25 protein-coding genes and 1 pseudogene are annotated in these 26,073 nt (G+C 72.5%); 11 read left to right on the top strand and 15 right to left on the bottom strand.

Annotated features, from left to right (window positions below; translation table 11 throughout):
• Positions 1-67 precede the first annotated feature (67 nt).
• Entirely contained in the window at positions 68-508 is a 441-nt protein-coding gene (locus tag DJ010_RS00670; protein ID WP_109691709.1) for a homing endonuclease associated repeat-containing protein, read from the top strand.
• 1 nt (position 509) lies between these two features.
• Here the strand turns inward: DJ010_RS00670 and DJ010_RS00665 are convergent, their stop codons facing one another.
• The gene (locus tag DJ010_RS00665) at positions 510-1,226 is read right to left on the bottom strand and encodes an enoyl-CoA hydratase/isomerase family protein (protein ID WP_158282875.1); all 717 of its coding nucleotides are present in this window, start codon (positions 1,224-1,226) and stop codon (positions 510-512) included.
• Positions 1,227-1,249: 23 nt separating this feature from the next.
• On the opposite strand from DJ010_RS00665, the gene DJ010_RS00660 reads away from it, so the two are divergent.
• Positions 1,250-2,611 (top strand): cryptochrome/photolyase family protein, encoded by a 1,362-nt coding sequence (locus tag DJ010_RS00660; protein WP_109691707.1) that lies wholly within the window; start codon positions 1,250-1,252, stop codon positions 2,609-2,611.
• Here DJ010_RS00660 and DJ010_RS00655 read toward each other — a convergent pair.
• On the bottom strand, positions 2,584-3,459 hold the full coding sequence (locus DJ010_RS00655) for a DICT sensory domain-containing protein (RefSeq protein ID WP_109691706.1): 876 nt from the start codon (positions 3,457-3,459) through the stop codon (positions 2,584-2,586). The two genes, DJ010_RS00660 and DJ010_RS00655, sit on opposite strands and share 28 nt — an antisense overlap.
• Positions 3,460-3,516: 57 nt before the next feature.
• On the opposite strand from DJ010_RS00655, the gene DJ010_RS21885 reads away from it, so the two are divergent.
• From DJ010_RS21885 to DJ010_RS00630, 6 genes are read left to right on the top strand one after another with little or no spacing between them, the layout of a single operon-like run.
• Positions 3,517-3,798: a sigma-70 family RNA polymerase sigma factor gene (locus DJ010_RS21885; RefSeq protein WP_158282873.1), complete on the top strand. Its 282-nt coding sequence runs from the start codon at positions 3,517-3,519 to the stop codon at positions 3,796-3,798.
• A gap of 40 nt (positions 3,799-3,838) precedes the next feature.
• A complete protein-coding gene (locus tag DJ010_RS00650; RefSeq protein WP_158282872.1) occupies positions 3,839-5,113 on the top strand; it encodes an NAD(P)/FAD-dependent oxidoreductase in 1,275 nt (424 codons plus the stop codon).
• On the top strand, positions 5,110-6,015 hold the full coding sequence (locus DJ010_RS00645; protein ID WP_109691704.1) for an NAD(P)H-binding protein: 906 nt from the start codon (positions 5,110-5,112) through the stop codon (positions 6,013-6,015). The genes DJ010_RS00650 and DJ010_RS00645 overlap by 4 nt, the downstream gene beginning before the upstream one ends.
• Positions 6,012-6,728, top strand: coding sequence for a CPBP family intramembrane glutamic endopeptidase (locus DJ010_RS00640; protein ID WP_109691703.1), 717 nt, complete (start codon positions 6,012-6,014; stop codon positions 6,726-6,728). Before DJ010_RS00645 ends, DJ010_RS00640 begins: the two co-directional genes overlap by 4 nt.
• A 17-nt stretch (positions 6,729-6,745) precedes the next feature.
• On the top strand, positions 6,746-8,122 hold the full coding sequence (locus tag DJ010_RS00635) for an amidase (RefSeq protein ID WP_109691702.1): 1,377 nt from the start codon (positions 6,746-6,748) through the stop codon (positions 8,120-8,122).
• A gap of 5 nt (positions 8,123-8,127) precedes the next feature.
• Positions 8,128-8,559 (top strand): MmcQ/YjbR family DNA-binding protein, encoded by a 432-nt coding sequence (locus tag DJ010_RS00630; protein WP_245927114.1) that lies wholly within the window; start codon positions 8,128-8,130, stop codon positions 8,557-8,559.
• Here the strand turns inward: DJ010_RS00630 and DJ010_RS22845 are convergent, their stop codons facing one another.
• The 3 genes and pseudogenes from DJ010_RS22845 to DJ010_RS00620 all read right to left on the bottom strand — a co-directional run bounded on the left by DJ010_RS22845 (position 8,560) and on the right by DJ010_RS00620 (position 11,189).
• Complete coding sequence (locus DJ010_RS22845; protein ID WP_281271104.1) at positions 8,560-9,831, bottom strand: hypothetical protein; 1,272 nt, start codon at positions 9,829-9,831, stop codon at positions 8,560-8,562.
• A 39-nt stretch (positions 9,832-9,870) separates the two neighbouring features.
• Positions 9,871-10,059 (bottom strand): annotated as a pseudogene (locus DJ010_RS22985) (hypothetical protein); the annotation flags it as partial.
• 143 nt (positions 10,060-10,202) lie between these two features.
• A complete protein-coding gene (locus DJ010_RS00620; RefSeq protein WP_109691700.1) occupies positions 10,203-11,189 on the bottom strand; it encodes an NAD(P)-dependent alcohol dehydrogenase in 987 nt (328 codons plus the stop codon).
• Between the two features lie 91 nt (positions 11,190-11,280).
• Here DJ010_RS00620 and DJ010_RS00615 point away from each other — a divergent pair, with 91 nt between their 5' ends.
• Positions 11,281-12,465: an MFS transporter gene (locus DJ010_RS00615; RefSeq protein WP_109691699.1), complete on the top strand. Its 1,185-nt coding sequence runs from the start codon at positions 11,281-11,283 to the stop codon at positions 12,463-12,465.
• Here DJ010_RS00615 and DJ010_RS00610 read toward each other — a convergent pair.
• On the bottom strand, positions 12,426-13,442 hold the full coding sequence (locus DJ010_RS00610; RefSeq protein WP_109691698.1) for a hypothetical protein: 1,017 nt from the start codon (positions 13,440-13,442) through the stop codon (positions 12,426-12,428). The two genes, DJ010_RS00615 and DJ010_RS00610, sit on opposite strands and share 40 nt — an antisense overlap.
• Positions 13,443-13,456: 14 nt before the next feature.
• Positions 13,457-14,422 carry an NADPH:quinone oxidoreductase family protein gene (locus tag DJ010_RS00605; RefSeq protein ID WP_109691697.1) on the bottom strand — a complete coding sequence of 322 codons (966 nt, stop codon included), beginning with the start codon at positions 14,420-14,422 and terminating at the stop codon, positions 13,457-13,459.
• A gap of 47 nt (positions 14,423-14,469) precedes the next feature.
• On the opposite strand from DJ010_RS00605, the gene DJ010_RS00600 reads away from it, so the two are divergent.
• Positions 14,470-16,113, top strand: a complete 1,644-nt coding sequence (locus DJ010_RS00600; protein WP_211318595.1) for an acyl-CoA synthetase — start codon at positions 14,470-14,472, stop codon at positions 16,111-16,113.
• A gap of 159 nt (positions 16,114-16,272) precedes the next feature.
• Here the strand turns inward: DJ010_RS00600 and DJ010_RS00595 are convergent, their stop codons facing one another.
• The 6 genes from DJ010_RS00595 to chrA all read right to left on the bottom strand — a co-directional run bounded on the left by DJ010_RS00595 (position 16,273) and on the right by chrA (position 23,404).
• On the bottom strand, positions 16,273-17,757 hold the full coding sequence (locus DJ010_RS00595; protein WP_109691696.1) for an AAA family ATPase: 1,485 nt from the start codon (positions 17,755-17,757) through the stop codon (positions 16,273-16,275).
• Positions 17,758-17,797: 40 nt separating this feature from the next.
• A complete protein-coding gene (locus DJ010_RS00590; protein ID WP_109691695.1) occupies positions 17,798-19,207 on the bottom strand; it encodes an AMP-dependent synthetase/ligase in 1,410 nt (469 codons plus the stop codon).
• A 100-nt stretch (positions 19,208-19,307) separates the two neighbouring features.
• Complete coding sequence (locus DJ010_RS00585) at positions 19,308-20,540, bottom strand: PucR family transcriptional regulator (protein ID WP_109691694.1); 1,233 nt, start codon at positions 20,538-20,540, stop codon at positions 19,308-19,310.
• A 108-nt stretch (positions 20,541-20,648) separates the two neighbouring features.
• On the bottom strand, positions 20,649-21,113 hold the full coding sequence (locus tag DJ010_RS00580; RefSeq protein WP_109691693.1) for a PaaI family thioesterase: 465 nt from the start codon (positions 21,111-21,113) through the stop codon (positions 20,649-20,651).
• A gap of 1 nt (position 21,114) precedes the next feature.
• Positions 21,115-22,002, bottom strand: coding sequence for an alpha/beta fold hydrolase (locus DJ010_RS00575; RefSeq protein ID WP_211318594.1), 888 nt, complete (start codon positions 22,000-22,002; stop codon positions 21,115-21,117).
• A gap of 25 nt (positions 22,003-22,027) precedes the next feature.
• The gene (gene chrA / locus DJ010_RS00570; protein ID WP_109691692.1) at positions 22,028-23,404 is read right to left on the bottom strand and encodes a chromate efflux transporter; all 1,377 of its coding nucleotides are present in this window, start codon (positions 23,402-23,404) and stop codon (positions 22,028-22,030) included.
• Positions 23,405-23,451: 47 nt separating this feature from the next.
• Here chrA and DJ010_RS00565 point away from each other — a divergent pair, with 47 nt between their 5' ends.
• Positions 23,452-24,864 (top strand): pyridoxal phosphate-dependent decarboxylase family protein, encoded by a 1,413-nt coding sequence (locus DJ010_RS00565; RefSeq protein WP_211318593.1) that lies wholly within the window; start codon positions 23,452-23,454, stop codon positions 24,862-24,864.
• Here the strand turns inward: DJ010_RS00565 and DJ010_RS00560 are convergent, their stop codons facing one another.
• Together DJ010_RS00560 and DJ010_RS00555 are read right to left on the bottom strand one after the other, a co-directional pair.
• Complete coding sequence (locus tag DJ010_RS00560) at positions 24,865-25,140, bottom strand: DUF3253 domain-containing protein (RefSeq protein ID WP_109691691.1); 276 nt, start codon at positions 25,138-25,140, stop codon at positions 24,865-24,867.
• Positions 25,141-25,145: 5 nt separating this feature from the next.
• Positions 25,146-26,069: a glutathione S-transferase family protein gene (locus tag DJ010_RS00555; RefSeq protein ID WP_109692447.1), complete on the bottom strand. Its 924-nt coding sequence runs from the start codon at positions 26,067-26,069 to the stop codon at positions 25,146-25,148.
• Positions 26,070-26,073: the final 4 nt, after the last annotated feature.

Here is a 26,073-nt window from a genome sequence, read left to right as displayed (position 1 = left end):
TACCGAGCCGAGCTCCCGGCCGGGCAGCCTGTCCGACCGGGGCGGGGACGTCGCCTATCGTCAGCGGGTGCGGACACCGGAGTACAGCGAGGAGCGGCTGGTCGCCGGCATCGCCGCCGCGGCCGCCGAGCTGGGGGAGCCGCTGCGCGCCGGGACGTACGACGCCTGGCAGCGCGGCCGCGACGACGCCGCGTCCCTGGCGCTGGTGATCCGCCGGCTCGGCTCCTGGAACCAGGCCTGCGCCCGCGCGGGGGTGGCCACCAACAAGACCCGCTCGACCAGCCGGCGCTGGTCGGACGACGACGTCGTCGACATCGTGGCGGACTACCTCGAGTCGCCCGGGAGCACCGGGTCGTTCGCCGACTACTCCGCCTGGGCGCGCACCCAGGACGGGGTGCCGAGCGGGGCGACGCTGCGGCAGCGGTTCCCGTGGGGGGCGACGAAGGAGAAGGCCGAGGCGCGGCTGCGCGAGCGGTCGTCCGATCAGCCCCGAGACCGACAGTCCTGAGTCAGCCCTGGGGGAGCCCGGTCCCGGTCCGCTGGAAGTCGACGAGCCGCTCGTTCTCGTAGCCGACGCGCTGCGCGGTGTCCTCGAGCTCGCGGAACATCTGCTTGAGCACCCGCAGCCCGTCCGCCGACTGGCGGGTCAGGTCGGCGGCCAGGTCGAGCGCCGCGGCCTCCGCCTGCTCGGCCGGGGCGACCCGGTGGAGGAGTCCGTACGACGCCGCCTCGTCCGCGCCGATCGACCGGCCGGTGTAGACCAGGTCCTTCGCGCGGGCCAGGCCGACCAGCTGGGTCAGCCGCGCCGGGCCGACCGGGACGCCGAGGCGGGCCCCGGCCCAGGCCAGCTTGAGGTTCTCGCCGCCGACCCGCAGGTCGCAGCCGGCGACGATCTCGGCTCCGGCGCCCACGCAGTTGCCGACGCAGACCGCGATCGTCGGCACCGGCAGGACCTCGAGCAGTGCGTACAGCTCGGCGAACGCCTCCATCCGCGCCACGCCGCCGGCGTGGTCGAGCTGCTCGCCGACGTCGGCCCCCGCGCACAGGGCGGTCGCCGAGGTCGTGGAGACGACGACCACCCGAAGCTCCGGGTCCTCGGCCAGCCCGCGCAACGCGCCGTTGAGGAGGCCGAGCGTCGCGGTGTCGAGGGCGTTGCGCTTGTCGGGGCGGTTGATCCGGAGGATCTCGACGCCACCGTCGCGCCGTTCGCGCAGCAGGGAGGTCACGGGGCGGATCGTAGTGTGGCGCGATGACGTCGATCCTTTGGCTCCGCCGTGATCTTCGCCTCGGCGACCACCCCGCGCTGCACGCCGCGGCCGAGGAGGGCGCGGTGCTCCCGCTGTTCGTCCGCGACCCCGCGCTGGCGAACGCGGGCGACGCGCGCCGCAGCCGGCTCGAGGCGTCGCTGGCCGCGCTCGACGCCGCGACGGACGGGGTGCTCGTGGTGCGGTCCGGCGACCCGGCCGAGGTGGTCGCCTCGGTGGCCGCCGAGGCGGGCGCGACCAGCGTGCACGTGACGGGCGAGTTCACGCCGTACGCCGTCCGTCGCGACCGCCGGGTCGCGGACCGGCTGCGGGAGGCCGACGTGCCGATGGCGTCGAGCGGCACGCCGTACGCCGTCCGGCCGGGAAGCGTCGTCAACAAGAGCGAGGCGCCCTACCAGGTGTTCACGCCGTACTCCCGGGTCTGGCGCGACCAGGCGATCGAGCCGCCGCTGGACCGGCCGCGCGGACTGAGGTGGCGGCGGACCGTCGACAGCGAGGGCCTCGACACCGCACTGGTCGAGCGGGGTCGCTCGTTCGGGCCGGTGGGGGAGGACGCCGCCCTCGACCGCTGGCGGGTGTTCGCCGACGGCGCCCTCGACGACTACGACAGCCGTCGGGACCGGCCCGACCTCGACGGCACCAGCCGGCTCTCGGTGCACCTGAAGCACGGCGAGATCCACCCGCGCACGTTGCTGGCGGACCTCACCAACGGTCGGCGGAGGTCCCAGGGTGCCCGCACCTTCGTCACCGAGCTCGCGTGGCGGGAGTTCTACGCCGACGTGCTGTGGCACCGGCCCGAGTCGGCGTGGCGCGACCTGCGGGACGGCCTGGCCGGCATGCGGTACGACGAGGGCCCCGACGTCGAGGAGCTGGTCGAGGCGTGGCGCCAGGGCCGGACCGGCTACCCGTTCGTGGACGCCGGGATGCGTCAGCTGCTGGAGATCGGCTGGATGCACAACCGGGTGCGGATGGTGACGGCCAGCTTCCTGGTGAAGGACCTCCACGTGTGGTGGCCCGTCGGGGCGCGGCACTTCCTCGACCACCTCGCGGACGGCGACCTCGCCTCCAACAACCACGGGTGGCAGTGGGTCGCCGGCACGGGCACCGACGCGGCGCCGTACTTCCGCGTCTTCAACCCGGTCACCCAGGGCAAGAAGTTCGACCCCGACGGTGACTACGTGCGGCGCTGGGTGCCGGAGCTGGCGCACCTACCGGGCGTGAAGGTCCACGAGCCGTGGCGGCACGACGGGGGCTACGACCACGGCTACCCGCGGCCGGTCGTCGAGCACGACGAGGAGCGCAAGGTCGCGCTCGAGCGCTACGAGAAGGCCAGCCGGTCCACGTAGCCGACGACACGGTTGAACAGCGCGGTCGCTGCCGCCGGTGAGGTCGTGCGCGGTGCCAGCGGACCGGTGAGCTCGTCGTCGACGTCGCGCGGGAGGGCGACGCCCGACCTGGTGGCGATGCCGGCGGAGACGACGGCCGCGCTGCGGACGGCCACCGGGTCCAGGGTCCAGACCGCTTCGAAGATCCGCTGCCGGTCCGGAACCGTCGTCTGGCCCGGCAGCTCCCAGGCGGCGAGGCAGGCCGTGCTGTCGAGGGCATCGCAGACCACGGTCCACTCGCGCCGCATGGGGGCGTCGGGCGCCAGCGTGGCCTGCACCGGCCCCCGTGCGTCGAGGCTCTCGTCGGGCCAGTGGTCGGCGAAGACGACCGCGCTGCGGGCGATCCGGGTGAGCTCGCGCCACCTGGGCGCGGACGGGAGGTAGAACTCGCTGCGCTGGAAGCCGCCGAAGAGGATCGGGCTGTCGGCCACGGCGCAGCACTCGTCCTCGATCGCCCAGGACAGCGCGACGAGGGTCGACTTCCGCAGCCGCTGCGGGGCGAGGGCCGGGTGTCGGCGGCGCAGCTCGGCGAACACCGACGGGCTCTCCGGCGCCCGCGAGGCCAGCGCCTCCGCGATCGCGATCTCGAGCCGGATGCCGGCCTCCTTGCGCCGCAGGACCTGGCGGATCAGCGCCACGTCGTGCTCGGAGTAGCGCCGGTGCCCGGAGGACAGCCGTTCCGGCTGGGGGAAACCGTGCCGCGTCTCCCACATGCGGAGCACGGCAGGACTCACCTCGGTTCGTCGCGCAAGCTCACCGATGGAGAGCCCGGTCCCGGGTACTTGCGCGGACACCTCGACCTGCGTCATAGTCCTAGCCTAATCTAAACAATCTGTTGAAGTACACGTTCACCTTTGGAGCCTGAGATGACGTCACTCGACGTGCGACCCGCCTCGGTCCCGGCCACGGACGGCCTCGACCGGATGCTGTGGCGCGCCGCTCAGGGCGATGTCGGCTCGTTCATGTCCTTCTACGACGCAACGGTCCGGGTCGCCCACGGCTACGCACGGTTGCGCCACGCCGACCCCGCCGCCGCCGAGCGGGCCGTCGGCGCCGCCTACGAGCGGGCGTGGCGCGGGATCGCCGGCCAGGCCGGCTCGGGCCTCTCGCCGCTGGCCTGGCTGCTGCACGACACGCACTGGTCCTAGATATCAACAACCTGTTCGAAAACTTGTGGAAGGACGAGTCGTGCCGCTCCCGGTAGTGGTCGTTGGCGCCGGTCTCGCCGGACTCGCCTGCGCCCGTCGCCTGCGCGACCACGCCCTCGACGTCGTCGTCCTGGAGGCCGGGGACTCGCCTGGGGGGCGGGTCCGCAGTGACCGGGTCGACGGGTTCGTCGTGGACCGGGGCTTTCAGGTCCTGAACACGGCCTACCCCGCGCTGCGGTCGGTGGACCTCGACCGCCTGGATCTCCGCGCGCTGCCGCGCGGGGTGCGGCTGCGGCGTGGCGGCCGCCTCGCCGACCTCCTCCACCCGCTGGACTCCGCGGGGGCCGTGCTCCGGACGGCTCCGTCGCGGGCAGCGACCACCCGGGAGAAGCTCGCGCTCGCGCGCTACGGCGCGGGCGTCGTGCTCGGACCGGTCGGTCCGGTCAAGGGCCGCCCCGACATCGATTCCCGCTCGGCGTGGGCTCAGCGGCTTCCGCAAGGGGCGATCGACGGTGCGCTGCAGCCGTTCATGGCGGGGGTGGTGCTCGAGCGGGAGGTCACGACCTCGCGCGTCTTCACCGACCTGATGATCCGGATGTTCGCGCGCGGCCTGTCGACCGTCCCGGCGGCCGGGATGCAGGCGCTGCCGGAGCTGCTCGCGAGCGGTCTGCCGCCCGACACCGTCCGGTACGGCGCGAAGGTCGTCCAGGTGCTGCCGGACGCCGTCAGGCTCGCCGACGGCCGCGTCGTGGAGGCCCGCGCCGTCGTGGTGGCGACCGACCCGTGGACGGCGCACGTGCTCGTGCCCGAGCTCGGGTCGCCACCCGCCGCGCGCGGCGTCACGACGTACTACTTCGCGGCGGACCCGTGGCGCCGGCAGAGCGGGCTGCTGACCGCCGATGCCGACGGGTCCGGGGTCCTCAACTCGGTGATCCTGACCGCATCGGTGCCGGAGTACTCCGCCGACGGCCGCTCGCTGATCGCGACGTCGGTGCTCCGCGACGACGCCGGCCCGGACCTGACCGTCGATGCCGCCCGAGACGTCGCGGCCGAGCTGCACCGCGCGCCGTCCGGGGACTGGGAGCTGGTCGCGACGCGCGACCTGCCGCAGGCGCTCCCTGCGATGCCGGCACCGCACCAGTTCCGCCGGCCGGTCCACCTGGTGCGGACCGGGGTATGGGTCGCCGGCGACCACCGCGACACCTCCTCGATCCAGGGCGCGCTCGTCAGCGGCCGCCGCGCCGCGACCTCGGTGCGGCGTACGCTGGCCACCGGCGGGACCCACACCGCGCACGACGACCGGAAGGCCTCATGACCCACGACGACCACGGGACGGTGCTGGTCGCGGGTGGCACCGGGTTCGTCGGACGGCGGCTGGTGCCCGAGCTGATCCAGGCAGGACGCGACGTGCGGGTCATGACCCGCCATCCCGACCGCTACCACGGTCCGGGCGAGGCCGTCCGCGGCGACGTCGAGGAGGCGGCTTCGCTCCGCGAGGCGATGGTCGGCTGCGCCGCGACCTACTACCTCGTCCACTCGCTCTCCTCCGAGGACTTCGAGGCCCGCGACGCCGAAGCCGCGACTGCGTTCGGAAAGGCTGCGGCGGCCGCCGGCGTGGAGCAGATCATCTACCTCGGCGGCCTCGGCGACGACGGCGACCAGCTCTCGGCGCACCTGCGCAGCAGGCGTGAGGTGGAGACGCTGCTCGGCGAGGCGGGGGTGCCGGTGACGGTGCTGCGGGCCGGGATCGTCGTCGGCCACGGCGGGATCTCGTGGGAGATCACCCGGCAGCTGGTCGAGCACCTGCCGGCGATGGTGACGCCGCGCTGGGTGCGCACCCGGACCCAGCCGATCGCCGTCGCCGACGTCGTGCGCTACCTGGTCGGCGTGCTGGGGCACCCCGAGGCCATCGGTCGGACGTTCGAGGTCGGCGGTTCGGAGGTGCTGGCGTACGTCGACATGATGAAGCGGGTCGCCGCGATCGAGGGACGACCGCTGCCCGTCGTCCAGGTGCCGCTGTTGACCCCTGGCCTCTCCTCGCTCTGGCTCGCCTTCGTGACCGACGTCGACAGCCGCACCGGGCGCAACCTGGTCGACTCGATGGTCAACGAGGTCGTCGTTCGCGACGACTCGATCCGCGAGGTCGTGCCGTTCACCCCGATGTCCTACGACGAGGCCGTGCGCGTGGCGCTGGAGGAGAGGCGCGAGGCGCGATGAGGCCCCGCCGCCTCCTCGACCGCTACCTACCGAGGTCCCTGCGCCACGTCGCGATCGAGAACCTCGACTCAGCCGATGCCCTCCGTCGCCGCCGGAGGGCGGTCGCGGTCACCTCGTTGGTCGGTGCCGGGCTCCTCGGCGCGTCCCTCTCGACCCGCCCGGGCTCGCGGAGCTTCTACTTGTCGACGGGCGCGGTGGCGGGCCTCTGGACGGTCGGCAGCCTGGCGTCAGGGCCGTTGCACCTGGGCTGGATCGAGACCCGGGACGAGACCCTCCAGCGCCCCGTGCTGACTCCGATCGCCACCGGCGTCGGCGCCTTCGCAGCGTTCTACGGCGCAGCGCTGGTCGCGCGCAGGATCCCGGTGCTCGACGCCGCCGTCTCCGACGTGCTGCTGTTCGCCGAGGAGGGCGACGACCGACTCGTCCTGCTGACGACGCTCGCCAACGGCGTCGCCGAGGAGGTGTTCTTCCGCGGCGCCCTGTACGCGGCGCTGGGCGACCACCACCCGGTCGCGTCGTCGACGGCCGTCTACACACTGGCCACCTCGACCACGCGCAACCCCGCACTGGTCCTCGCCGCCGCGGCGATGGGCGGCCTGTTCGCTCTGCAGCGTCGCGCCTCCGGCGGCGTCCAGGCGCCGGCGCTCACGCACCTCACGTGGTCGGCCCTGATGGTCCGCTACCTGCCGCCGCTGTTCCGCCGGCGTCGCTGATCTGGGAGCCTGCGACGGTGACGACGCTGGGAGCCGCCGAGACCGCCGACCGGATCCGCGCGGGGGAGCTGACCGCCGGGCAGGCGGTCGAGGACTGCCTCGCCGCCATCGACGACCGCAACCCGGAGCTCAACGGGTTCTCGGTCGTGCTGGCCGAACGAGCGCGCAAGGAGGCCGCCGAGCGCGACGCGGCCGCCGCCCCGCTCGGGCCCCTGCACGGCGTGCCGATCGCCATCAAGGAGGAGAACGACGTCGCGGGCTGCGTCACCACCTTCGGCGGCCGCTCCAACACCACGCCCGCCGAAGCCGACTCCGCGGTGGTGCGCCGGCTGCGCGCCGCGGGCGCCGTCATCGTCGGCAAGACCTCGATGCCGGAGTTCGGTGCCTGGCCCTACACCGAGCCGCTCAGCCTCGGCCCGGCCCGCAACCCGTGGCACACCGCGCACACGCCCGGCGGCTCCAGTGGAGGTACGGCGGTCGCGGTCGCCTCCGGCATGGTGCCAGCCGCGATCGGTGGTGACGGCGGCGGCTCGATCCGGATCCCCGCGTCGTTCTGCGGCCTCTTCGGCCTCAAGCCGCAGCGCGGCCGGGTCACGACGGCGCCGAACCCGCACCTGTGGTGGGCGCTCGGCACCCTCGGCCCGCTGACGCGGACGGTCCTCGACTCGGCCCTGGTCTACGACGCCATCAACGGCGGCGAGCCCGGCGACCTCTTCCAGGCGGGCGAGGCGGGCAGCTTCGTCGAGGCGGCGCGGCGCGAGCCCGGCCGGCTGCGCATCGGGTGGACGGTCAAGGGCACCGCCCCCGGCGTGCGACCCCACCCGCTCCACGTCGAGGCGGTGGAGGACACCGCCCGTCTCCTCACCGACCTCGGCCACGACGTGCGCCCGCTCGACGTACGCCTGCCGGACCCGACCGCGGCGTTCGTCCCGCAGTTCTTCGCCGGCCTCCGCACCGAGGCCGATGCCGTCGAGCACTACGAGCGGCTGGAGCCGTCGATCCGGCAGGCCTACCGGCTGGGGTCGTGGGTGCGGCCCGGCGTCGTCGACTGGGCGCTGCGCCAGACCGAGAAGGTCAGCGAGAAGGCGAACCGCGCGTTCGACGGCTACGACGTGCTGCTGACCCCGGTCACCGCGAACCGGCCGCCGAGGGTCGGCGTCCTGAAGGGCGTCAACGTCCTCACCGCGGCGCTCAAGTCGCAGCCTGCCATCACCTACACCGCGCTCTGGAACGTCACCGGCAACCCCGCGGCCGCCGTCCCGTGCGGTCTCGGCACCGACGGCCTCCCGCTCTCGGTCCAGCTGGTCGGCCGGCTCGACGACGAGCCGACGCTGCTGAGCCTGAGCGCCCAGATCGAGGCCGCGCGCCCGTGGCCGCTCGTCGCGGAGCGCTGAACCCCGTGGCCAGGACGAAGCGGGGCGACCGTCCGGCCCGGGTCGAGGACGTGCACGAGCTCGCGCTCGGGATGCCGCACGTCACCGTGGACCCCGGCACCAGGAACAACCCCGTCTACCAGGTCGGCGGCAAGTCCTTCGTCTTCTTCCGCAACCCTCGCCCCGACGCCGTCGACCCCGACACCGGCGAGCGCTACCCCGACGTGATCGTCTTCTGGGTCGCCTCCGAGGGCGACAAGCTCGCGATGGTGCAGGACCAGACCTCGCCGTACTTCACCACCCCGCACTTCGACGGCCATCCGTCCGTCCTGCTGCGCGGCAGCCGGGTCGGAGAGATCTCCTACGAGGAGCTCGCCGAGGTCGTCCAGGACGCCTGGCTCTCCCGCGCGTCGCCCACCCGCGCGCGGAAGTGGCTGGAGGAGCACCGGCTCAGCTGATCAGGGAATACTGACCTTCTGCTCGCAGCCGTAGCCTCCGATGTCGGTTCCCGGGCCGCCGTCACACACGTCCGGGGACCCAGCGCCGCCGTTGAGGTTGTCGTTGCCGTCCCCTCCGGCGATGCTGTCGACGCCTTCGCCGCCGCGGATGACGTCGTTGCCGTCCCCGCCGTCGAGGTCGTCATTGCCGAAGCCGGCCGCACCGGTCTCGTCGAGCACGTCACGGCCGGCGCCGCCGGTCACCGTGTCGTTGCCGACGCCGCCCTTGACGCTGTCGTTGTCGTCGCCGCCGTCGAGGGCGTCGGCGCCGGCCTCGCCGCGCAGCTGGTCCTGGCCGGCGCCTCCGTCCACTGTGTCGTTGCCAGTGCCGCCGTTCAGCCAGTCGTTGCCGCCACCACCCAGGATGATGTCCTCGCCGCCGGCCCCGTGGAAGCTGTCCGCGGCCGCGCCACCACACATCACGTCCGGACCCGGCGTGCCGCGCAGCACCTGGCGCTGGTTCGAATTCGGATCTCCGATGGTGCACTCCGGGTCGGCCGGAGTCGTGCCGAAGCTGCCGGGCGCGGCATCCGCGCCGGTCACCCAGCCGATGCCGGAGTCGAATCCCCAGCAGCTGATCGAGTCCGCGGCATCGATCGCGCAGGTGTGGCCGTCACCGAGGGACAGGGTCTTGAAGGTCCCCGCCGAGGAGTTCGGACCGTCCACCTCCCCGAACATGTCGTGACCCCAGCAGATGATCGAGTCCGCAGCGTTGATCGCACACGTGTGGAAGAGGCCGAGGGACACGGTCTTGAACCCCGCACCAATCGGAGCATCGACCTGACCGGCGCCGTTGTTGCCCCAGCAGCTGATCGCACCTGCGACATCGATCGCACACGTCTGGAAGTAGCGAACGGACACGGTGGTGAACGCGCCGGCGGCGCCGTCCGGACCACTCGTCTGACCGTGGGAGTCGTCGCCCCAGCAGCTGATCGAACCTGAGGTGCCGACCGCGCACGTGTGCAGGTTGTCGGCGGCCACCGTCTTGAAGGTCCCCGCTGCGGCGTCGGGATCGCCCACCTGACCGTGGTCGTCCCGGCCCCAGCAGCTGATCGAACCCGTGGCTTCGATCGCACAGGTGTGACTGGTGCCGGCGGACACGGCCGTGTAGGTGCCCGCCGCGGCATCGGGACCGCTCACCTGGCCGTAGGAGTTCTCGCCCCAGCAGCTGATCGAGCCGCTGGCGTCGATCGCACACGTGTGGGAGCTGCCGGCGGAAACTGCCTTGAACACCCCGGCTGCGCCATCCGGACCAGTTGTCTGACCGTAGTCGTCGTAGCCCCAACAGCTGATCGAGCCTGCAGAATCAATCGCACAGGTGTGGGTGCCGCCGGCGCTCAGCCCCCGCGATCCCGCGTCGTCGTGGGCCTGAGCCCCACTCGGGAACACGATGGCGGCCAGAACAGTCAGGGCAGCCCACAGCCCGACCGTTGCGCTACGACGTCGTCCAGTCCGGTTCATCCGTCAACCTCTCACCTCGAAGGAGTCCCCCGACTGTCGACGGACGCTAACGCAAGGTCTGCGAGGTTCGCGCAAAATTGCAACGAAATCCCGCGCCGACCCTGCGCGGCGGCGTCAGCCGGGCCGACCTGATCGACCGAGCGTCACCGGGACGTCGTCAGCACCACCTTGCTGCGGGCGTGCTCCTGCTCGAGGTACCGCACGGCGTCCGCTGCCGCGGTGAGGTCGAAGGTTCGCTCGATCACGGGGCGGATGGTGCCGGCGGCGACCAGCGCGGCGAGCTCGTCAAGGGTCCGTGCGTCGGGGCGTGCCATCGGGATCTCCGTGCGCCGGCCGCCACGTCGCGCGGTCAGCCTGCCGCGCAGCATCAGTCCGAGCGGACCGACCGTGCGGCCCTCCCCGGCGACGCCTCCGCCGGACAGGACGAGCACGCCACCGGGTGCCAGGACCCGCCGCAGGTCGCCGAGGGAGCGGTTGCCGACGAGGTCGACGACCACGTCGTACGACGCGGGCCCGGTCGCGAAGTCCTCGCGCGCGTAGTCGAGGACCCGTTCGGCGCCCAGGGCGCGGGCCTGGTCGGCGTTGCGGGCGCTGCACACCGCGGTGACGTCGGCACCCTTGGCGGCCGCGAGCTGGATCGCGAAGGTCCCGACGCCGCCGGACGCGCCGTTGACGAGCACCGACCGGCCGGCCCGGACGCCGCCCCGTGCGAGGAGGAGCTGCGCCGTCGTACCCGCCATCGGCAGGGCCGCCGCCGCCTCGAACGACACCTCCGCCGGTTTGCGCGCCGTCGCCGCCTCGCGGGCGACGGCCTGCTCGGCGAAGGTGCCCGAGCCCTCCCCGAACACCTCGTCGCCCGGCTGAAAACTCGTCACCGCCGCTCCCACCGCGCGGACGACCCCGGCGAAGTCCGACCCGCGCACCCGCTGCCGGGGCGCGCGGAGCCCGAACATCGAGAAGTCGAGCCGCGCCAGCCGCGGTTCGCCACGCATGATGTGCCAGTCGGCCGCGTTGACCGAGGCGGCCCGGACGTCGACGAGCACCTCGTCCGCGCGCGGCACCGGCGTCGGCAGGTCCTTCAGGTAGAGCACGTCGGCGGACCCGTAACGGTCCTGGGTGATGGCCTTCATGGGTCGACGCTAGGACGCCGGGACGGTCCTGCGGACCCGGGATGACCCTGGTCGGCCCCCGATCCCGCTGCGTCGCCACTACCCTCCGACCATGGCCGTCCCGGCCGGAGGACAGCGGCTGCTGACCCCGGCGTTCCTGCTCCTCGGCGTGGCCGACCTTGCCTACTTCACGGCGGTGGGCACCGCGGTCCACACGCTGCCGCTCTACGCCACTGGTCCGATCGGTTCGACGGAGGCGGGCGCCGGGCTCGCGTTCGGGGCGTTCGGCGCGACCGCCTTGGTCTGCCGGCCGTTCGCGGGGCGGCTCTCGGACACCCGCGGCCGGATCCCGCTCATCGTCTTCGGCGCCGTTCTCGCCGCTGTCGGCATGGTGCTGCTCCCGTTCGTGGACTCGCTCGCGGCGGTCGTGGCGATCCGTCTGCTCCAAGGCGTCGCTGAGGCGGCGTTCTTCGTCGCGTCGTTCGCGATGCTCGCGGACATCGCGCCGCCGGAGCGGTTCGGAGAGGCGTTGAGCTACAACTCGCTCGGGCTGTACCTCGGCCTCGCCCTCGGCCCGCCGTGCGCGGAGGCGCTCATCGAGCGATGGGGCTACGACGAGGCGTGGTTCGGTGCGACCGCGCTGTGCGTCCTCACGGCCGGGCTGGCGCTCCTCATCGGCGAGCCCGTGCGCGAGCACGACGAGGGCGGTCACGGGCGGCTGATCCACCGTCCGGGGATCCCTGCGTCGCTGGGCTTCTTCGCGTCGCTGGCAGCGGTCGGCGGCTTCGTCGCGTTCGCGTCGCTCCACTCCGAGGACCTGGGCATGTCCAACGTCAGCCTGGCGCTGCTGGTCTACGGCGTGGTGGTCGTCGTCTGCCGGCTCGTGTTCGCCAAGGTGCCGGACCGACTGCCCGCCCTTCCGCTCGGCGCGGCGTCCCTCGCCGCCATCGGCAGCGGCCTGGTCGTGATGGCCGTCTGGCAGCGACCGGCCGGGCTGCTCATCGGGGTGGTGATCTCCGCAGTGGGCGTGACGTTCTCGACCCCGGCCTTCTTCGCCGCGATCTTCGCAACGGCGGCGCCGTCGGAGCGTGGGGCGGCATCGGGCACCGCGAGCGCGTTCATCGACCTCGGCCTCGGCTTCGGGCCGATCGCGCTCGGGCTGGTCGCCGATGCGGCCGGTATCCCGTGGGCGTTCGCGGCCGGCGCCGCCTTCGCGTTCGCAGGCGCACTCTGGACGCTCGCGCTCGTGGCGCGGGGTCAGCCCTCGAGGATCTCGTCGACCTCGGGCGAGCCGTAGAACGGCTCCAGCCGGGCCCGCAACAACCGCTCGAGCACGCCGGCCTCGTCCAGCAGAGTGAGCAGGCCGGGCGCGGCCCGGGCGACGTCCTCGCGCACGTCCACGCGGTCGAGGTCGAGCTGCTCGAGCAGCTCGGTCGGGGTGTAGCCCCCGAAGTCGTCGAAGAACCGGTCGACCAGGACGCCGATCAGCGCGGCGACGTGCTCGCTCGCCGCGGTCGAGATGCCCAGGGCCTGGACGGCGGTGACGACCTCGTCGACCTGCTCCCGGCCCACCACCCGCCCGAGGCCGGTGACGTCCCGCGCGGCGGCGAGGTCCCACGCCTGCAGCACGGCCTCCTTGGTGGTGGGGTCCTGGAGCGTGTCGGTGACGATCCGCCCGAGCCGTCGTACGGCGAAGGCGCCGCTCTTGCCCATCGTGTCCCCGAGCAGGCCCTCCAGCGGCTTGCCCGCAGCGCCCACCACGGACGCTGCCGTGTTCGTCCCGAACGACACCAGCGCGCCCAGGCCGGGCACCATCTTGTCGGCGACCGCCTTGTTGGCGTTGGCCACCTCGGCCACGATCCGGGCCATGAACCGCGACGCAGCCGCGCCGACCACCGGGCTGTCGGCCAGCTGCGCGACGACCTTATCGACGAGCGGGCTCAGCCCGACCAGGGCGTCCAAGACCGCCTCCAGCCGCTCGCGGTCGACCAGCTCGCCGAGCGGGTAGGGCTCGGCCGGTCCCTTCATCGCCACGTCGACGACGAGGTCGAGCAGCCCGGTCGCGACGGGGCTGCCGGGTGCCGCGGCCAGCACCCGGGCGATGACGTCCTTGACGACCTCGCGATCGACCAGGTCCGCGATCTGCTGGTCCGCGGTGGCGTCGAGCAGCTCGTCGGTGAACGTCGCGGCCGTGCTGGCGGCCTGGTCGCCGCGCAGCTGCTCGAGATGGAAGGCGACCTGGGCGTCGAGGAGACGCTGGGCGACGGGGTGCACGTCGGCGAGCGTACTCAGAACATGACGACCGACTTGCCGAGCGTCCGGCGTCCGTCCATCTCGGCGAGCGCGTCGGCGACCCGGTCGAGCTCGTAGACGGCGCCGATCGGCGGGTCGATGGCGCCGGACTCCATCATCGGCATCAGCCGCTCCCACTGCGCCTTCATGTAGCCGGGCCGCACCATCGCGAACGCCCCCCAGCCGACGCCGCGCACGTCGACGTTGTTGAGCAGCAGCCGGTTGACCTTCACGGTGGGGATCTCGCCACCGGTGAACCCGACGACGAGCAGGCGCCCCTGCGCGCCGAGGCTGCGCAGTGCGTCGGTCATCAGCGGCTCGCCGACGACGTCCAGCACCACGTCGACGCCGTCGGGGCCAGTGAGCTCCTTGACCTGCGGCAGGAAGCCGTCGCTGAGCACGGCCTCGTGCGCGCCCGCAGCCTTGGCGAAGTCGGCCTTCTCGGGCGTCGAGACGAGCGCGATGACCCGGGCGCCGAGGCCCTTGCCGACCTGGATGGCAGCGGTGCCGACGCCGCCCGCGGCGCCGGTGACGAGCAGGGTGTCGCCCGCGGTCAGCCCGGCCCGGGTGGCCAGGGCGAACTCGGCGGTGAGGTAGTTCATGGGGATCGCCGCGCCCTGCTCGAAGGTGTAGCGGTCGGGGAGCGGGAAGACCGACTCGGCGTGCAGCGAGACCAGGTCCGCGCCGCCGCCGTACGGAAGGCAGCAGGCGACCCGCTGCCCCTCGCCGAGGCCGCTCCCGTCCGGGGCGCTGCGGACGACGCCCGCGAAGTCGACACCGAGCTGGAAGGGGAGCTCGGGCTTGATCTGGTACTCGCCCTTGGTCTGCAGCAGGTCCGGCCAGGAGATGCCGAGCGCCTTGACCTCGACCAGGACCTGGCCGTCCTGGGCGGTGGCGTCGGGGACGTCCTGGACGGTGACGGAGGCGGGTCCGTCGAGTGCGGTGACTTGGACAGAGCGCATGGCGAGACCCTAGAGGGTGGGGGGAGGAGTGGCGTTAGCGTGTCGGCGTGACCAACCTGCCCCTCCAGCTCGCTCGTCGCGCTGCCCAGGAGGCGACGTACGCGTCGTGGGCCTACAAGCGTGGCGCCCTCGGCATCGACCCGCCGTGGAAGGTCGCCCGGATCGGCAAGGCGGTCTACCGCCACGGCATGCTCGGCGGGATCCCGACCATCGCCTCGATCCGGCACGGCCGTGACCAGCTGGCGGTCATCGACGAGCTCGCCGACATGACGTACGGCGAGCTCGACGACGCCGCCAACGCCCTCGCCCACCACTGGCGGAGGATCGGGCTCGCTCCCGGGGACGGGGTGTCGATCCTCGCCCGCAACCACCGCTGGTTCCTCGTCGCGACCTATGCCGCCGCCCGTTGCGGTGCCAAGATCGTGCTGCTCAACACCGACTTCGCCGGCCCGCAGATCCGCGACGTGGCGGCGCGGGAGGGCACCGACCTGCTCGTCCACGACGACGAGTACGGCGAGCTGCTCGCCGAGGTCGAGACCCGGCTCGGCCGGATCCGCGCGTGGACCGACGACCCCGACGAGCGCGGCAGCGACACCATCGCCGGAGTGGTCGCCTCGGGCGACACCTCACCTGCGCCGCGGTCGGGCACCGACCCCCGGGTGGTGCTGCTGACCAGCGGCACCACGGGCACCCCGAAGGGGGCGCCGCGGCCGGAGCCCCGCTCGCTGGCGCCGATCGGCGCGCTGCTCTCGAAGGTGCCGTTCCACGCCAAGGGGGTGCTGGTGCTGCCGGCGCCGATGTTCCACACCCTCGGTTTCGCCCAGGCGCTGCTGAACGGCTTCCTCGGCTCGACGCTGGTGGTCCGGCGCCGGTTCGACCCGGCGCTGGTGCTGCAGGACCTCTCGGTGAACGGCGCGACCGGCATGGTCGCGGTCCCGGTGATGCTGCAGAAGATGGTCGAGCTCGGCGAGGAAGCGTTCGCCGAGTCCGACCTCTCCCGGCTCACCGCGATCTTCGTCGCCGGCTCCCAGCTCGGCGCCGAGCTCGCGACGCGCTCGACGGAGCTGTTCGGCCCGGTGATCCACAACATGTACGGCTCGACCGAGGTCGCCTACGCGACCATCGCGACACCCGAGGACCTGGCTGCCGAGCCCGGCTGCGTCGGCCGACCGGTGATGGGGGCGGTCGTGAAGCTCTACGACGCCGACGACGAGGAGATCACCGAACCCGGCGCCACGGGGCGGATCTTCGTCGGCAACGACTTCCAGTTCGAGGGCTACACGGGCGGCGGCGACAAGGACCGCATCGACGGCCTGATGTCGACCGGCGACGTGGGCCACTTCGACGCAGCCGGCCGGCTCTTCATCGACGGGCGCGATGACGACATGATCGTCTCCGGCGGCGAGAACGTCTTCCCCGGCGAAGTCGAGGAGCTGCTCTTCGCTCACGACGCCGTCCGCGAGGCGGCCGCGATCGGCGTGCCCGACGAGCGCTTCGGGCAGCGGCTGCGCGCGTTCGTCGTGCTCAACGGAGGAGCGGAGCTCACCGAGGACGAGGTGAAGGCGTACGTCGCGCAGAACCTCGCCCGCTACAAGACCCCCCGTGACGTCGTCTTCGTCGAGGAGCTGCCGCGCAACCCGACCGGCAAGGTGCTCAAGCGCAAGCTGGCCGAGGAGAACGGGGCTTCGTAAACGGTCTCGCGCGGGACTTCCGTCCCGGGCAGGCGACCCTGGGCCACATCTACCGGTCTTTCGGTGACGTACGCACGACCGCGGACGTGATCGACCTCGTTCGCAGGTCTCGTCGATAGCGACGGCCCAGCGCCAGCCCGCAGTGGAAGGCGCTGTCGCTCAGTCGAAGTCCTCGTCGACGTCCTTCAGATCACTGCGGAAGCCGAGAACGGCGCGAGTCATCTGGTTGCGGGTGTCGAGGAGGTCGTCGAGCGCCAGGTCGAGGTCGGCGGCGGTGACGACGAGGGGGTGGTTGTCGGGTTGCTCGTCCCGGTCGGCGGCGACGACGGCGGAGCGGCGGAGCAGCTCCTTCAGGAAGGAGGCGGTGACGCCGTCGGTCCGGTCGAGCACGCTGTCGATCCCGCTCAGGTCGAGGTCGAGACTCCCGCGGTAGAGCTCGATGAGCCGGCGCCGTGACGTGCGGTCGGGCACCTCGATGTGGACCGCCTGGTCGACCCGTCCCGGGCGGGAGGCGAGCGCGGGCTCGAGGAGGTCGGCCCGGTTGGTGGTGAGGAGGAAGACGACGTCCGCGTCCTCGTCGAGACCGTCCATCTCGTTGAGGAGGGTGAAGAGGAGAGGCGTCGCTCCGCCGTACCGGCTGCGTTCCTCGGCGATCAGGTCGACGTCCTCGACGACGATCATCGCCGGTTGCAGCGACCTGGCGACCGAGCACGCTTCGCTGATGCCGTGCAGGGTCTCGCCGGTCAGCTCGACCACGGTGGTGCCGACCAGCTCGCTGATGAGGTACCGCACCGAGTGCGTCTTGCCCACGCCGGGAGGTCCGTAGAGGAGGATGCCGCGCTTGAGGTGCTGGCCGGCGGCCCGCAGGCGAGCGCTGTTGCGGGCAACGCCCACGACCTGGCGGCGGAGGTCGTCGAACGTCTCGGTGGGGAGGATCAGGTCCTCCCGCGCCATGGTCGGCCGTTCGCGGAACCGGAGCAGCGATCCGCGCTCGCCGAACATGCTTCCGCCGAAGGACACGACCTGCCCGCGGTAGACGTTGTGCTCCAGGGCGAGGTCTCGCAGCCGACGCCCGAGGGACTCGGCCCGATCGGGTTGGTGCGCGACGATCTCGAGGGTCACCTCCCGGGAGTCGGCTTCGGGGTCCGGGCCGCGGAACAGCACGGCCATCCGGTCGTCGCCGTCTCCCAGCAGGAGAAGTGCGACCCGCAGGCACTCGCGGGTCTCGCCGCCCGGTCCGCTGGGCAGGCTGATCCGGGTGACGTTGCCGGGCCGCGGGCCGTGCATCATCCACCGGTCGTCGCCGAGCAGGTCGGCGATCCCGAAGGACCCGTGGTGGCGATGTCCGGCTACGCCGATGATCCGCGCGCGGTCGCCGTACTCGTCGAGCACGACGTCGAGCGCGCCCTGCACGTTGACGTGCTCGTACGCCCGCCACTGCTCGACGATGACCGGGAGCTCGTGGACCTCGGGGCCGAGGTGGTCCGTGAGGACCGAGCGGAAGGTCGGCTGGTCGACGGTGCGCGCCTTCGAGACGAACCGCTGCAGGACGTAGCGGCCGTAACGACCGACGTCGGACAGCTGAGGTGACCGGTCATCGGCCGGCTGCGCGACCGGCGGGCCCGCGGAGAACGACATCGACATCCCCGGAGACTAGACGTATGACGTCCGCGGACAGCGAGGATCACGTGAAGAGGCTGCCGACGTCCGCGGCGTACCGGTCCTTCCGCTTGCGGTCCACGATCCGCAGGTGCCCGTCGACGTCGATCTCCCCGAGGTCGCCGGTGTAGAACCAGCCGTCGTCGTCGAACGCCTCGGCGGTGAGGTAGGGGTCGCGCAGGTAGCCGGGCGAGACCACGTCGCCGCGGCAGGCCACCTCGCCGTCCTTGGCGATCCTGACCTCGATGCCCGGGAGCGGCTGGCCCGCGGTGCCCGGCTTGATGCCGCGCAGCGAGAGGGTCATGGCACCGGTGCACTCCGCCATGCCGTAGGCCTCGGCGAGGGGCACGCCGAGCGCGTGGAACCACTCGATCAGCGACGGGTCGTCCGGGCTGGTCCCGGTGACGGCGTGCTCGACCTGGTCGAGCCCGGCCGTCTTGCGGACCAGGGCGAGGCCGCTCTCGTCGAGCTCTGCCCAGGCGGCGTCCTGCTCCGGCGTCGTCTCGCCCCAGCTGCGCGCCAGGGCAATCGGAGCGGCCTCGCGGGTGGCGTCGTCGAACGCCGTGGCTGCAGTGGGATCCTGCGCGACGGCGTCGAGGACGTCGGCGCGGAGCGCCTCCCACATCTGCGCGTGGCCGAAGAGGATCTGCGGACGGACGTCGAAGAGGTACGACGCCAGCTGGCGCTGGTCCGGGCAGCTGGCGATCTCCAGGCCGGTGAACGCGAGCAGGTAGTGGCTGGCGGCACGTGCGCCGACGTGGCTCATCGGCAGGTACGCCAGGGTGCGCTTGCCCACCAGGTCCTCGGCGAACCCGCCCCGGAGGGCCGCCACCTGGGCGGCGACGTTGCGGTGGGTCACCATCACGCCGGCGGGATAGCCGGTGGCGCCGGAGACGTAGCTGATGGTGGCGAGGTCCTCGGGCCAGATCGCGCGCGAGGCCACGGCGAGGTCGAGCGGCGGACGGACGAGCAGCCACTCGAGCGGCACCAGGTCCTCGCGATCGGCAGTCGCGTCGGCACTGCGGACCACGACGAGCTTGAGGGCCTCGTAGACCTTGCCGGCGGACTCGTCGAACCGCGCCACGCCCGACCGGTCCTCGACGATGGCGATCTTCGCCCGGGTGTGCCCGACGAGGAAGGCGATGCGCTCCGGCGAGGAGGTCTCGTCGATGGACACCGGCGTGCCGCCGGCGAAGAGGACGGCCAGGTCGGCGACGTGGAACTCCGGGATCGTGCGCATCATCAGCAGCACCCGCTCGCCCTCGCGGAGGCCGAGCTGCCGCAGGCCGGCGGCGACGCTGGCGACCCGCTCGGCGAGCTCGTCGAACGTCAACGACTCCCAGGTGCCGTCGTCCCCCTGCCAACGGAGGGCCGTGCGCGAGCCGGAAGCGGCGACGGTGCGCAGGAAGGCCTCGGTGATGGTCGGGGGCGTCATGCTCCCACGGTCCCTCTCGGAGGGGGCTTCACGCTCGTTCGCTAGTCCCAACCTCCGGACCCCGGTTGGCCGGGGGTACAACGGCGGTCAGGAGCACGGGTCAGGGGGTCGGCGGGCCGAAGTAGGCGATCCACCGCAGCGCGAGCTCGAGCCACGTCGAGCGCTCGGTCAGCGGGTGCCCGAGCAGCTCCTCCGCGCGGGCGATCCGGTAGCGGACCGTGTTCTTGTGGACGAACAGCCGCGCGGCGGTGACCTCGACGCTGAACGTCATCAGGTGGGTGAGCACCGTCTCCCGGAGCACGTCGAGGTTCTTGTCGTCGCCGACGAGGGCGCCCGCCTCGCGCGCGACCATCCGGTGCGTCAGCTCCGGCTGGTCGGCCACCAGGCAGAGCAGCTCGACGTCCGCGAAGCACGTCAGTCGAGGTGCCGCCGGCGACCGGAGAGCCAGCGCCTGGGCGGCCCGGGCCTCGGCGTGGCTCGACCGGAACCCCGCGACGCCGGTCGAGGGTCGTCCGACGGCGACCCGCAGCCCGCGCTGCTCGATCTCCTGCCTCAGGTCCGCGAGCAGGTGGACGTCGGGCGGTCGCGGGGTTGCGGCCCACCACCAGAGGTCCCGGCTGCCGGCCATCGTCGCCAGCGGGGGTGGGGCGCCCAGCGCCTTGCCGAGCTCGCCCGAGACCTCGGCGACCTCTGCCGGGGTGCGCCCGAGGTTCTCGTCCGCCCAGGCGACGCCGGCGGTCTGCCAGTGCTGCAGGGGGTGGGCCAGCGCCTTCTCGGCCACGGTCGCCGAGGGCGGGTTCACGCCGAGGAGCGCCCCGATGCTGTCGGCGCGACGGGTGGCCGCGCTGTCACGCAGCCGCTGTCGCTCGCCGACGAAAGTCTCGGTCAGCGCCTCGACCGCGTCGTCGAGCCACCGGGCGGCGCGCGTCCAGATGAAGACCAGGATCTCGTCGCGGGCCGGCGCGTCCCCGCCGGCGCCGTCGATGGTCTTGGTGAGGGCGTTGAAGACCGCCTGGTTGCCCACGCGGTACACCTTCAGCAGCGTGCCGAGATCCATCCCACGCCGGGCGAGCGAGAGCGCCAGGCCGTAGGCCGGCGCCGGCAGGTGCAGGCCGTACTCCCCGTCGATCATCGCGAGGAACGCCCGCCACTGGGACGTAGTGCTCGCACGCAGGTCCTCGACCAGGATCGGGTCCTCGGCCACCTCCGGAACCTGCGAGAGGATGACGTTGTCGACCTCCTGGACGAAGACGGCGACGGCCTCGTCGCGGGACGCCTCCGCTACGTACTCACGGATCCAGGCGATCAGGGCGGGAGACCGAGACTCCGACACCGCACACCTCCGACCGCCCCGGGACGGACAGCGACCGTCGCCGACGTTGGAAGTGCCACTCTGCGCCGCGTGACGCGCCCGCACAACCGTGCGGGCCGACTTTCGGCATCAGCCCAGCTTGCGGAGCTGGTTGACGGCCCTCGTGGTGGCGACCACCGTGCCGTTCGCGTCGGTGATCCGGGCTTCCACGACGAACTCCGACCTGCCCGTCTCCAGCGCCTCCTGGCGCACCCGCTCGATCTCCTCGGCCGCGATCGTCGCGCTTGCCCGGACGTCACCGAGCCCGGGCCGGAGGAACTCGATCTCGGCCTTCTTCACCAGAGGCACGAACCCCGCCAGCTCGCCGCTGAGGTCGAACGAGGCCTGGGGGATGATCCCTCCGAGCACCTCCGCGGCGGTGAAGAGCGACCCGGCGTAGAGGACGCCGAAGTGGTTGCCGTTGGGGCCGGCAGGCAGCTCGACGGTCGCGTGGCCGGGGCCGGCGTCGACCACCGTGATCCCCATCGCACCCAGGATCGGGATCAGGCTGTGCATGCTGGACGTGGCCTGCTCGGCCGAGGTGATGGGCTCCATCTCAGGACTCCTTCCCCGCGGTGCGGGCGTGCTCGGTGATCTCGCCGACGAGGGTCGGCCAGAGCTCCTCGGGCAGGTCGTGCCCCATGCCGGGGTAGGTGACGAGCCGGGCGCCCGGCACGGCCGCGGCGGTCTCGTGACCGCCCTCGACCTGGATCAGCGGGTCGTCCTCGCCATGGAGCACGAGCGTCGGGACCGCCAGCTCACGCAGACCGGAACGGCGGTCGGGCGAGACGAGGATGGCCGCGAACTGGCGCACCTTGCCCGCCGAGGAGCTGCTCCTGCGGAACGACTCCTCGCCGACCGCCCGGACCCAGGCGACGTCCTGCGGGTAGTCGGTCGAGCCGACCACGCGGTAGACGTTGACGGCGAGGTCCCCGGCCTCGGCCTCGGTCTTCGGCGACGGCCACATCAAGGTGGCGGCCGCGGCGTCGGTGGGCTTGCCGATGTGCGCCGCCGGCGTGGACATCACTGACGTGAGGCTGATCAGCCGCTCGGGGTGCCGGATGGCGACCTCCTGGGCGATCATCCCGCCCATCGACAGGCCCACCAGGTGCACCCGGTCGAGCCCGAGCGCGTCGAGCAGCCCGGCCGTGTCGTCGGCCATGTCGGCGAGGACGTACGGCGCCTCCTTCGACTGCCCGGTGAGCAGGGCCACCATGTCGGGCACACCGAGCTCGTCGAGGTGCGTGGAGAGCCCGATGTCGCGGTTGTCGAAGCGGATGACGTGGAAGCCCTCGTCCGCCAGCGCCTGGCAGAACCGGTCGGGCCACACGAGCATCTGGCTGGCGACACCCATGACCAGCACCATCGGCGGGTCGTCGGGGGATCCGAAGGTCTCGTACGCCAGGCTCACCCGGCCGGCGTCCACGGTCGACGGCGTCTGCATGGCCTGAACTATGACAGTCCAACTGTCACGATGGAACGGCGACCTCGACGCCGAAGACGGCGAGACCGAGCAGCGCGCACAGCCCCAGCGTCCGCATCGGCCCCCACCCCCGCCAGAACATCATCAGCAGCGCGACGCCGGTGATCGCGAACGCGACGGGGTCCCAGCTCGACAACACAGGGACGTCGAGCCCGATCGGACCTGCCTCGACGTCGCGGCTGCGGTCGAAGAGCGTGTGCAGTGCGAAGAACACCGCGAGGTTGGCGATCACGCCGACCACGGCCGCGGTCACGCCGGTGAGCGCCGCGGTCAGCTGGCGGTTGTGACGGAGCCGCTCGACGTACGGCGCCCCGAGCAGCACGAAGAGGAAGCAGGGCACGAACGTCACCCACGTCACCAGGAGCGATGCCAGGACGGCCGCGACCCAGGGGTCGAGGCTGCCCGGGCTGCGGTAGGCCCCCAGGAAGGCGACGAACTGGACCACCATGATCAGGGGTCCGGGAGTGGTCTCCGCGAGCGCCAGCCCGCGCACCATCTCGCCGGGCGCGAGCCACCCGTAGACGTTGACCGCCTGGCTCGCGACGTAGGACAGCACGGCGTAGGCGCCCCCGAAGGTGACCACCGCGGTGCCGGAGAAGAACAGGCCCTGGTCGAGGAAGACGTCGGTCGACGACACGAAGACCGCGAACAGGGCCACCGGGGTGAACCACAGGACCAGGAACAGTGCGATCACCACCAGCGACCGGCGTTTCGACGGCAGCTCGTGGTGGAGCGCGTCGTCGCTGATGAGCGGCGGCGGTCCGTCGACGGTCGCGTCGTGGGTGCCGTTCTGACCGATCCTCGGGAGCATTCGGCCGAGCAGCCAGCCGACGACCCCCGATGCGAGCACGACGAGGGGGAACGGCACCGCGAACACGGTGAGCGCGACGAACGCCCCGACCGCGACGGCGACGAGCGAGGGATGGCCCAGCGCACGAGGGGTGATCCGTCGTACCGCCTGCAGCACGATGGCGATGACGGCGGGCGCAACCCCGGCGAACAGCGCGGACACGACGTCGGTGCCGCCGAACCGCACGTAGACGGCGGACAGCGCGAGCAGCGCAATCACGCCCGGGAGCACGAACAGGCTGCCGGCGATGAGGCCGCCGCGGGTGCCGTTGAGCAACCACCCGGTGTAGATCGCGAGCTGCTGGGCCTCCGGCCCCGGCAGCAGGGTGCAGTAGTTCAGGGCGTGCAGGAAGCGACGCTGCCCTATCCACCGCTTCTCGTCGACCAGCTTGTGCTGCATGACGGCGATCTGGCCGGCCGGTCCGCCGAAGGTCTGCAGGGAGATGGCGAACCACGCCCGGGTGGCCTCGCCGAGCGGGATGACGTCCTTCTTGGTGTCGATGGCGAAATACAACCATGCCGACCGGGAAAGTGGACCTAAGGTCTGGCTAACCTGCACGCATGCCCGACCCCGTCGTCCGAGCGATGCCCCTCGGCGCCGCCCAGCTCGGCGCACAACTGCGGACCGCCGTCGACGAGATCGGCGCCTGGATGCGGGAGTACGGCGACGCAGCCGCCCATCCGTCGCAGGACGTCGACCTCGGCGCGCTCGAGGCCGCGACCGCAGAGCTGCGCGAGCGGCTGCGCGACAACTACCCCTTCCACCACCCGCGCTACGCCGCGCAGATGCTGAAGCCGCCGCACCCGGCGGCCGTGATCGGCTATGTCACGGCGATGCTGGTGAACCCCAACAACCATGCCCTCGACGGGGGACCGGCCACCGCCGCGCTGGAGAAGGAGGTCGTCGCCCAGCTCGCCGCGATGTTCGGCTTCGCCGACCGCGCCGGCGCGCCCGGCTACCTCGGCCACCTGACCAGCAGCGGCACCATCGCCAACCTCGAGGCCCTGTTCGTGGCGCGCGAGACCCACCCGGGCCTGCGGGTCGCGCACAGCGCCGACGCGCACTACACCCACGCCCGGATGGCCCACCTCCTCGGCGTCGAGTCGGTGGCGGTGCCGACCTCGGCCGACGGCACGATGGACCTCGACGCGCTTGCGAGCCTCCTTCGCACCGGCACCGTCGGCACCGTCGTGGCCACCACCGGCACGACCGGTCTCGGCGCGGTCGACCCGGTGCACGAGATCCTGCCGATCGCGCGGGCGCACGGCGTGCGGGTGCACGTCGACGCGGCCTACGGCGGCTTCTTCCGGCTGATCGCCGACGACCTGCCGGGCGGGGTCGCGCCCGCGCCGTACCTCGCCATCGCGGAGTGCGACTCCGTGGTCATCGACCCGCACAAGCACGGCCTGCAACCCTACGGGTGCGGGGCGGTGCTGTTCCGCGACCCGGCGGTGGCGCGGCACTACCTGCACGACTCGCCCTACACCTACTTCACCTCCGAGGACCTCCACCTCGGCGAGATCTCGCTCGAGTGCTCGCGCGCCGGCGCCGCGGCCGCCGCGCTGTGGCTGACCCTGCGGCTGCTGCCGCTGACGCCCGACGGACTCGGTGCGGTGCTGCGCCCGGGTCGGCAGGCGGCGCTGGACTGGGCGGCGCTCATCGAGCAGAGCGAGGAGCTGCGGCTCTACCAGCCGCCCCAGCTCGACATCCTGACCTGCTACCCGGTCCGGCCTCGGCTGTCCGAGGTCGACGCCGTCAGCGCCACGGCGATGACGGCCGGCATGACCCGGCCACCCGCCGAGTCGGTCCACCTCGCGACCTACACCGTCGACGCCGCTGACCTCGCCGCTCGCGGCCATGCCGTCGAGGCGGACGTCCCGACCGGCCGGATCCTGCGCAGCGTGCTGATGAAGCCGGAGCACCAGGCAGCCGTCCCCTGGCTGCACGAGCAGGTGCTCGGGCTGGTGCGCTGACTAGTCGTCGCCAGGCCGCAGCCGCAGCCGGATCGGCCCTCTCGCCGCGGCCAGGTCCACGACCTCGCCGCCCTGCGTCACGTCGAGCCGGCCGGCGGCGACCAGCCGCCGGGCGGCTTCCCGCGCCGGCTCCATGAGGTCGCGCCAGCCCTCGTCGTCCTCGCCGCGCACGGAGCGAGCCGCCTCGGACGGGCAGATCGTCCGGCCCGTGTCGCGCTGCGCGAGCAGCTCGAGGATGCGCTCCTCGAGCGCGCGGACGCGGTCGTCGCGAGCCACCGGCGTCAGAGCCGGTCGCGTCCGTGCGCCGTGAGCCAGACGGACGGATCGGGCCCCTTCGGGACGATGCCGGTCGGATTGATGTCCTCGTGGACGACGTAGTAGTGCCGCTTGATCTGGTCGAAGTCGATGGTGTCGCCGAAGCCGGGGGTCTGGAACAGGTCGCGGGCATAGCCCCACAGCGCGGGCATCTCGGTCAGCTTGTTGCGGTTGCACTTGAAGTGGTTGTGGTAGACCGCGTCGAACCGCGCGAGCGTGGTGAAGAGACGCACGTCGGCCTCCGTGATCCGGTCGCCCATCAGGTAGCGGCGGTCGGTCAGCCGCTCCTCGAGCCAGTCCATGGTCGACCAGAGCACGTCGTAGGCCTCGTCGTACGCCTCCTGGGAGCCGGAGAACCCGCACCGGTAGACGCCGTTGTTGACGTCGGTGAAGACCCGCTTCATCACCGCCTCCATCTCCTCCCGGCAGTCGTCGGGCCAGAGGTCGGGCGCGTCCGGGCGGTGGTGGTCGCGCCACTCGAAGAACAGGTCGTGGGTGATCGAGGGGAAGTCGCTGGTGACGACCGCCCCCGACGGGACGTCGACGATCGCGGGGACGGTGATGCCCTTGTCCCAGCCCGGGTCGCGCGCGAGGTAGGCCTGCTGCAGCCGCTCGTAGCCGAGCACCGGGTCGACGCCGCCGGGATCGAGGTCGAAGGTCCAGCTGCGCTCGTCGTGCGTGGGACCGGCCAGCCCCATCGAGAGCACGTCCTCGAGCCCGAGCAGGCCGCGCACGATGATCGCCCGGTTGGCCCACGGGCACGCCCGCGCGGCGACCAGCCGGTAGCGGTCGGGCTCCACCGGCCAGGTCGGTACGTCGAGCTCGTGCCCGCCGTACCCGTCCTGGGTGTGGCCCGGCTTGCTCGTGATCCGGTCGGGGACGTAGGTCATGTCC

Source organism: Nocardioides silvaticus (assembly GCF_003160695.1).
In the GTDB taxonomy this organism is placed as follows: Bacteria; Actinomycetota; Actinomycetes; order Propionibacteriales; family Nocardioidaceae; genus Nocardioides; species Nocardioides silvaticus.
This window is presented reverse-complemented; position numbering and strand designations above follow the sequence as displayed.

Excerpts from the sequence above, each read along its gene's own strand:
- DJ010_RS00660 (WP_109691707.1), top strand. The coding sequence starts at position 1,250 with ATGACGTCGATCCTTTGGCTCCGCCGTGATCTTCGCCTCGGCGACCAC.
- DJ010_RS00655 (WP_109691706.1), bottom strand. The coding sequence starts at position 3,459 with ATGACGCAGGTCGAGGTGTCCGCGCAAGTACCCGGGACCGGGCTCTCC.
- DJ010_RS21885 (WP_158282873.1), top strand. The coding sequence starts at position 3,517 with ATGACGTCACTCGACGTGCGACCCGCCTCGGTCCCGGCCACGGACGGC.
- DJ010_RS00645 (WP_109691704.1), top strand. The coding sequence starts at position 5,110 with ATGACCCACGACGACCACGGGACGGTGCTGGTCGCGGGTGGCACCGGG.
- DJ010_RS00640 (WP_109691703.1), top strand. The coding sequence starts at position 6,012 with ATGAGGCCCCGCCGCCTCCTCGACCGCTACCTACCGAGGTCCCTGCGC.
- DJ010_RS00620 (WP_109691700.1), bottom strand. The coding sequence starts at position 11,189 with ATGAAGGCCATCACCCAGGACCGTTACGGGTCCGCCGACGTGCTCTAC.
- DJ010_RS00615 (WP_109691699.1), top strand. The coding sequence starts at position 11,281 with ATGGCCGTCCCGGCCGGAGGACAGCGGCTGCTGACCCCGGCGTTCCTG.
- DJ010_RS00605 (WP_109691697.1), bottom strand. The coding sequence starts at position 14,422 with ATGCGCTCTGTCCAAGTCACCGCACTCGACGGACCCGCCTCCGTCACC.
- DJ010_RS00595 (WP_109691696.1), bottom strand. The coding sequence starts at position 17,757 with ATGTCGATGTCGTTCTCCGCGGGCCCGCCGGTCGCGCAGCCGGCCGAT.
- DJ010_RS00590 (WP_109691695.1), bottom strand. The coding sequence starts at position 19,207 with ATGACGCCCCCGACCATCACCGAGGCCTTCCTGCGCACCGTCGCCGCT.
- DJ010_RS00580 (WP_109691693.1), bottom strand. The coding sequence starts at position 21,113 with ATGGAGCCCATCACCTCGGCCGAGCAGGCCACGTCCAGCATGCACAGC.
- DJ010_RS00575 (WP_211318594.1), bottom strand. The coding sequence starts at position 22,002 with ATGCAGACGCCGTCGACCGTGGACGCCGGCCGGGTGAGCCTGGCGTAC.
- DJ010_RS00565 (WP_211318593.1), top strand. The coding sequence starts at position 23,452 with ATGCCCGACCCCGTCGTCCGAGCGATGCCCCTCGGCGCCGCCCAGCTC.
- DJ010_RS00555 (WP_109692447.1), bottom strand. The coding sequence starts at position 26,069 with ATGACCTACGTCCCCGACCGGATCACGAGCAAGCCGGGCCACACCCAG.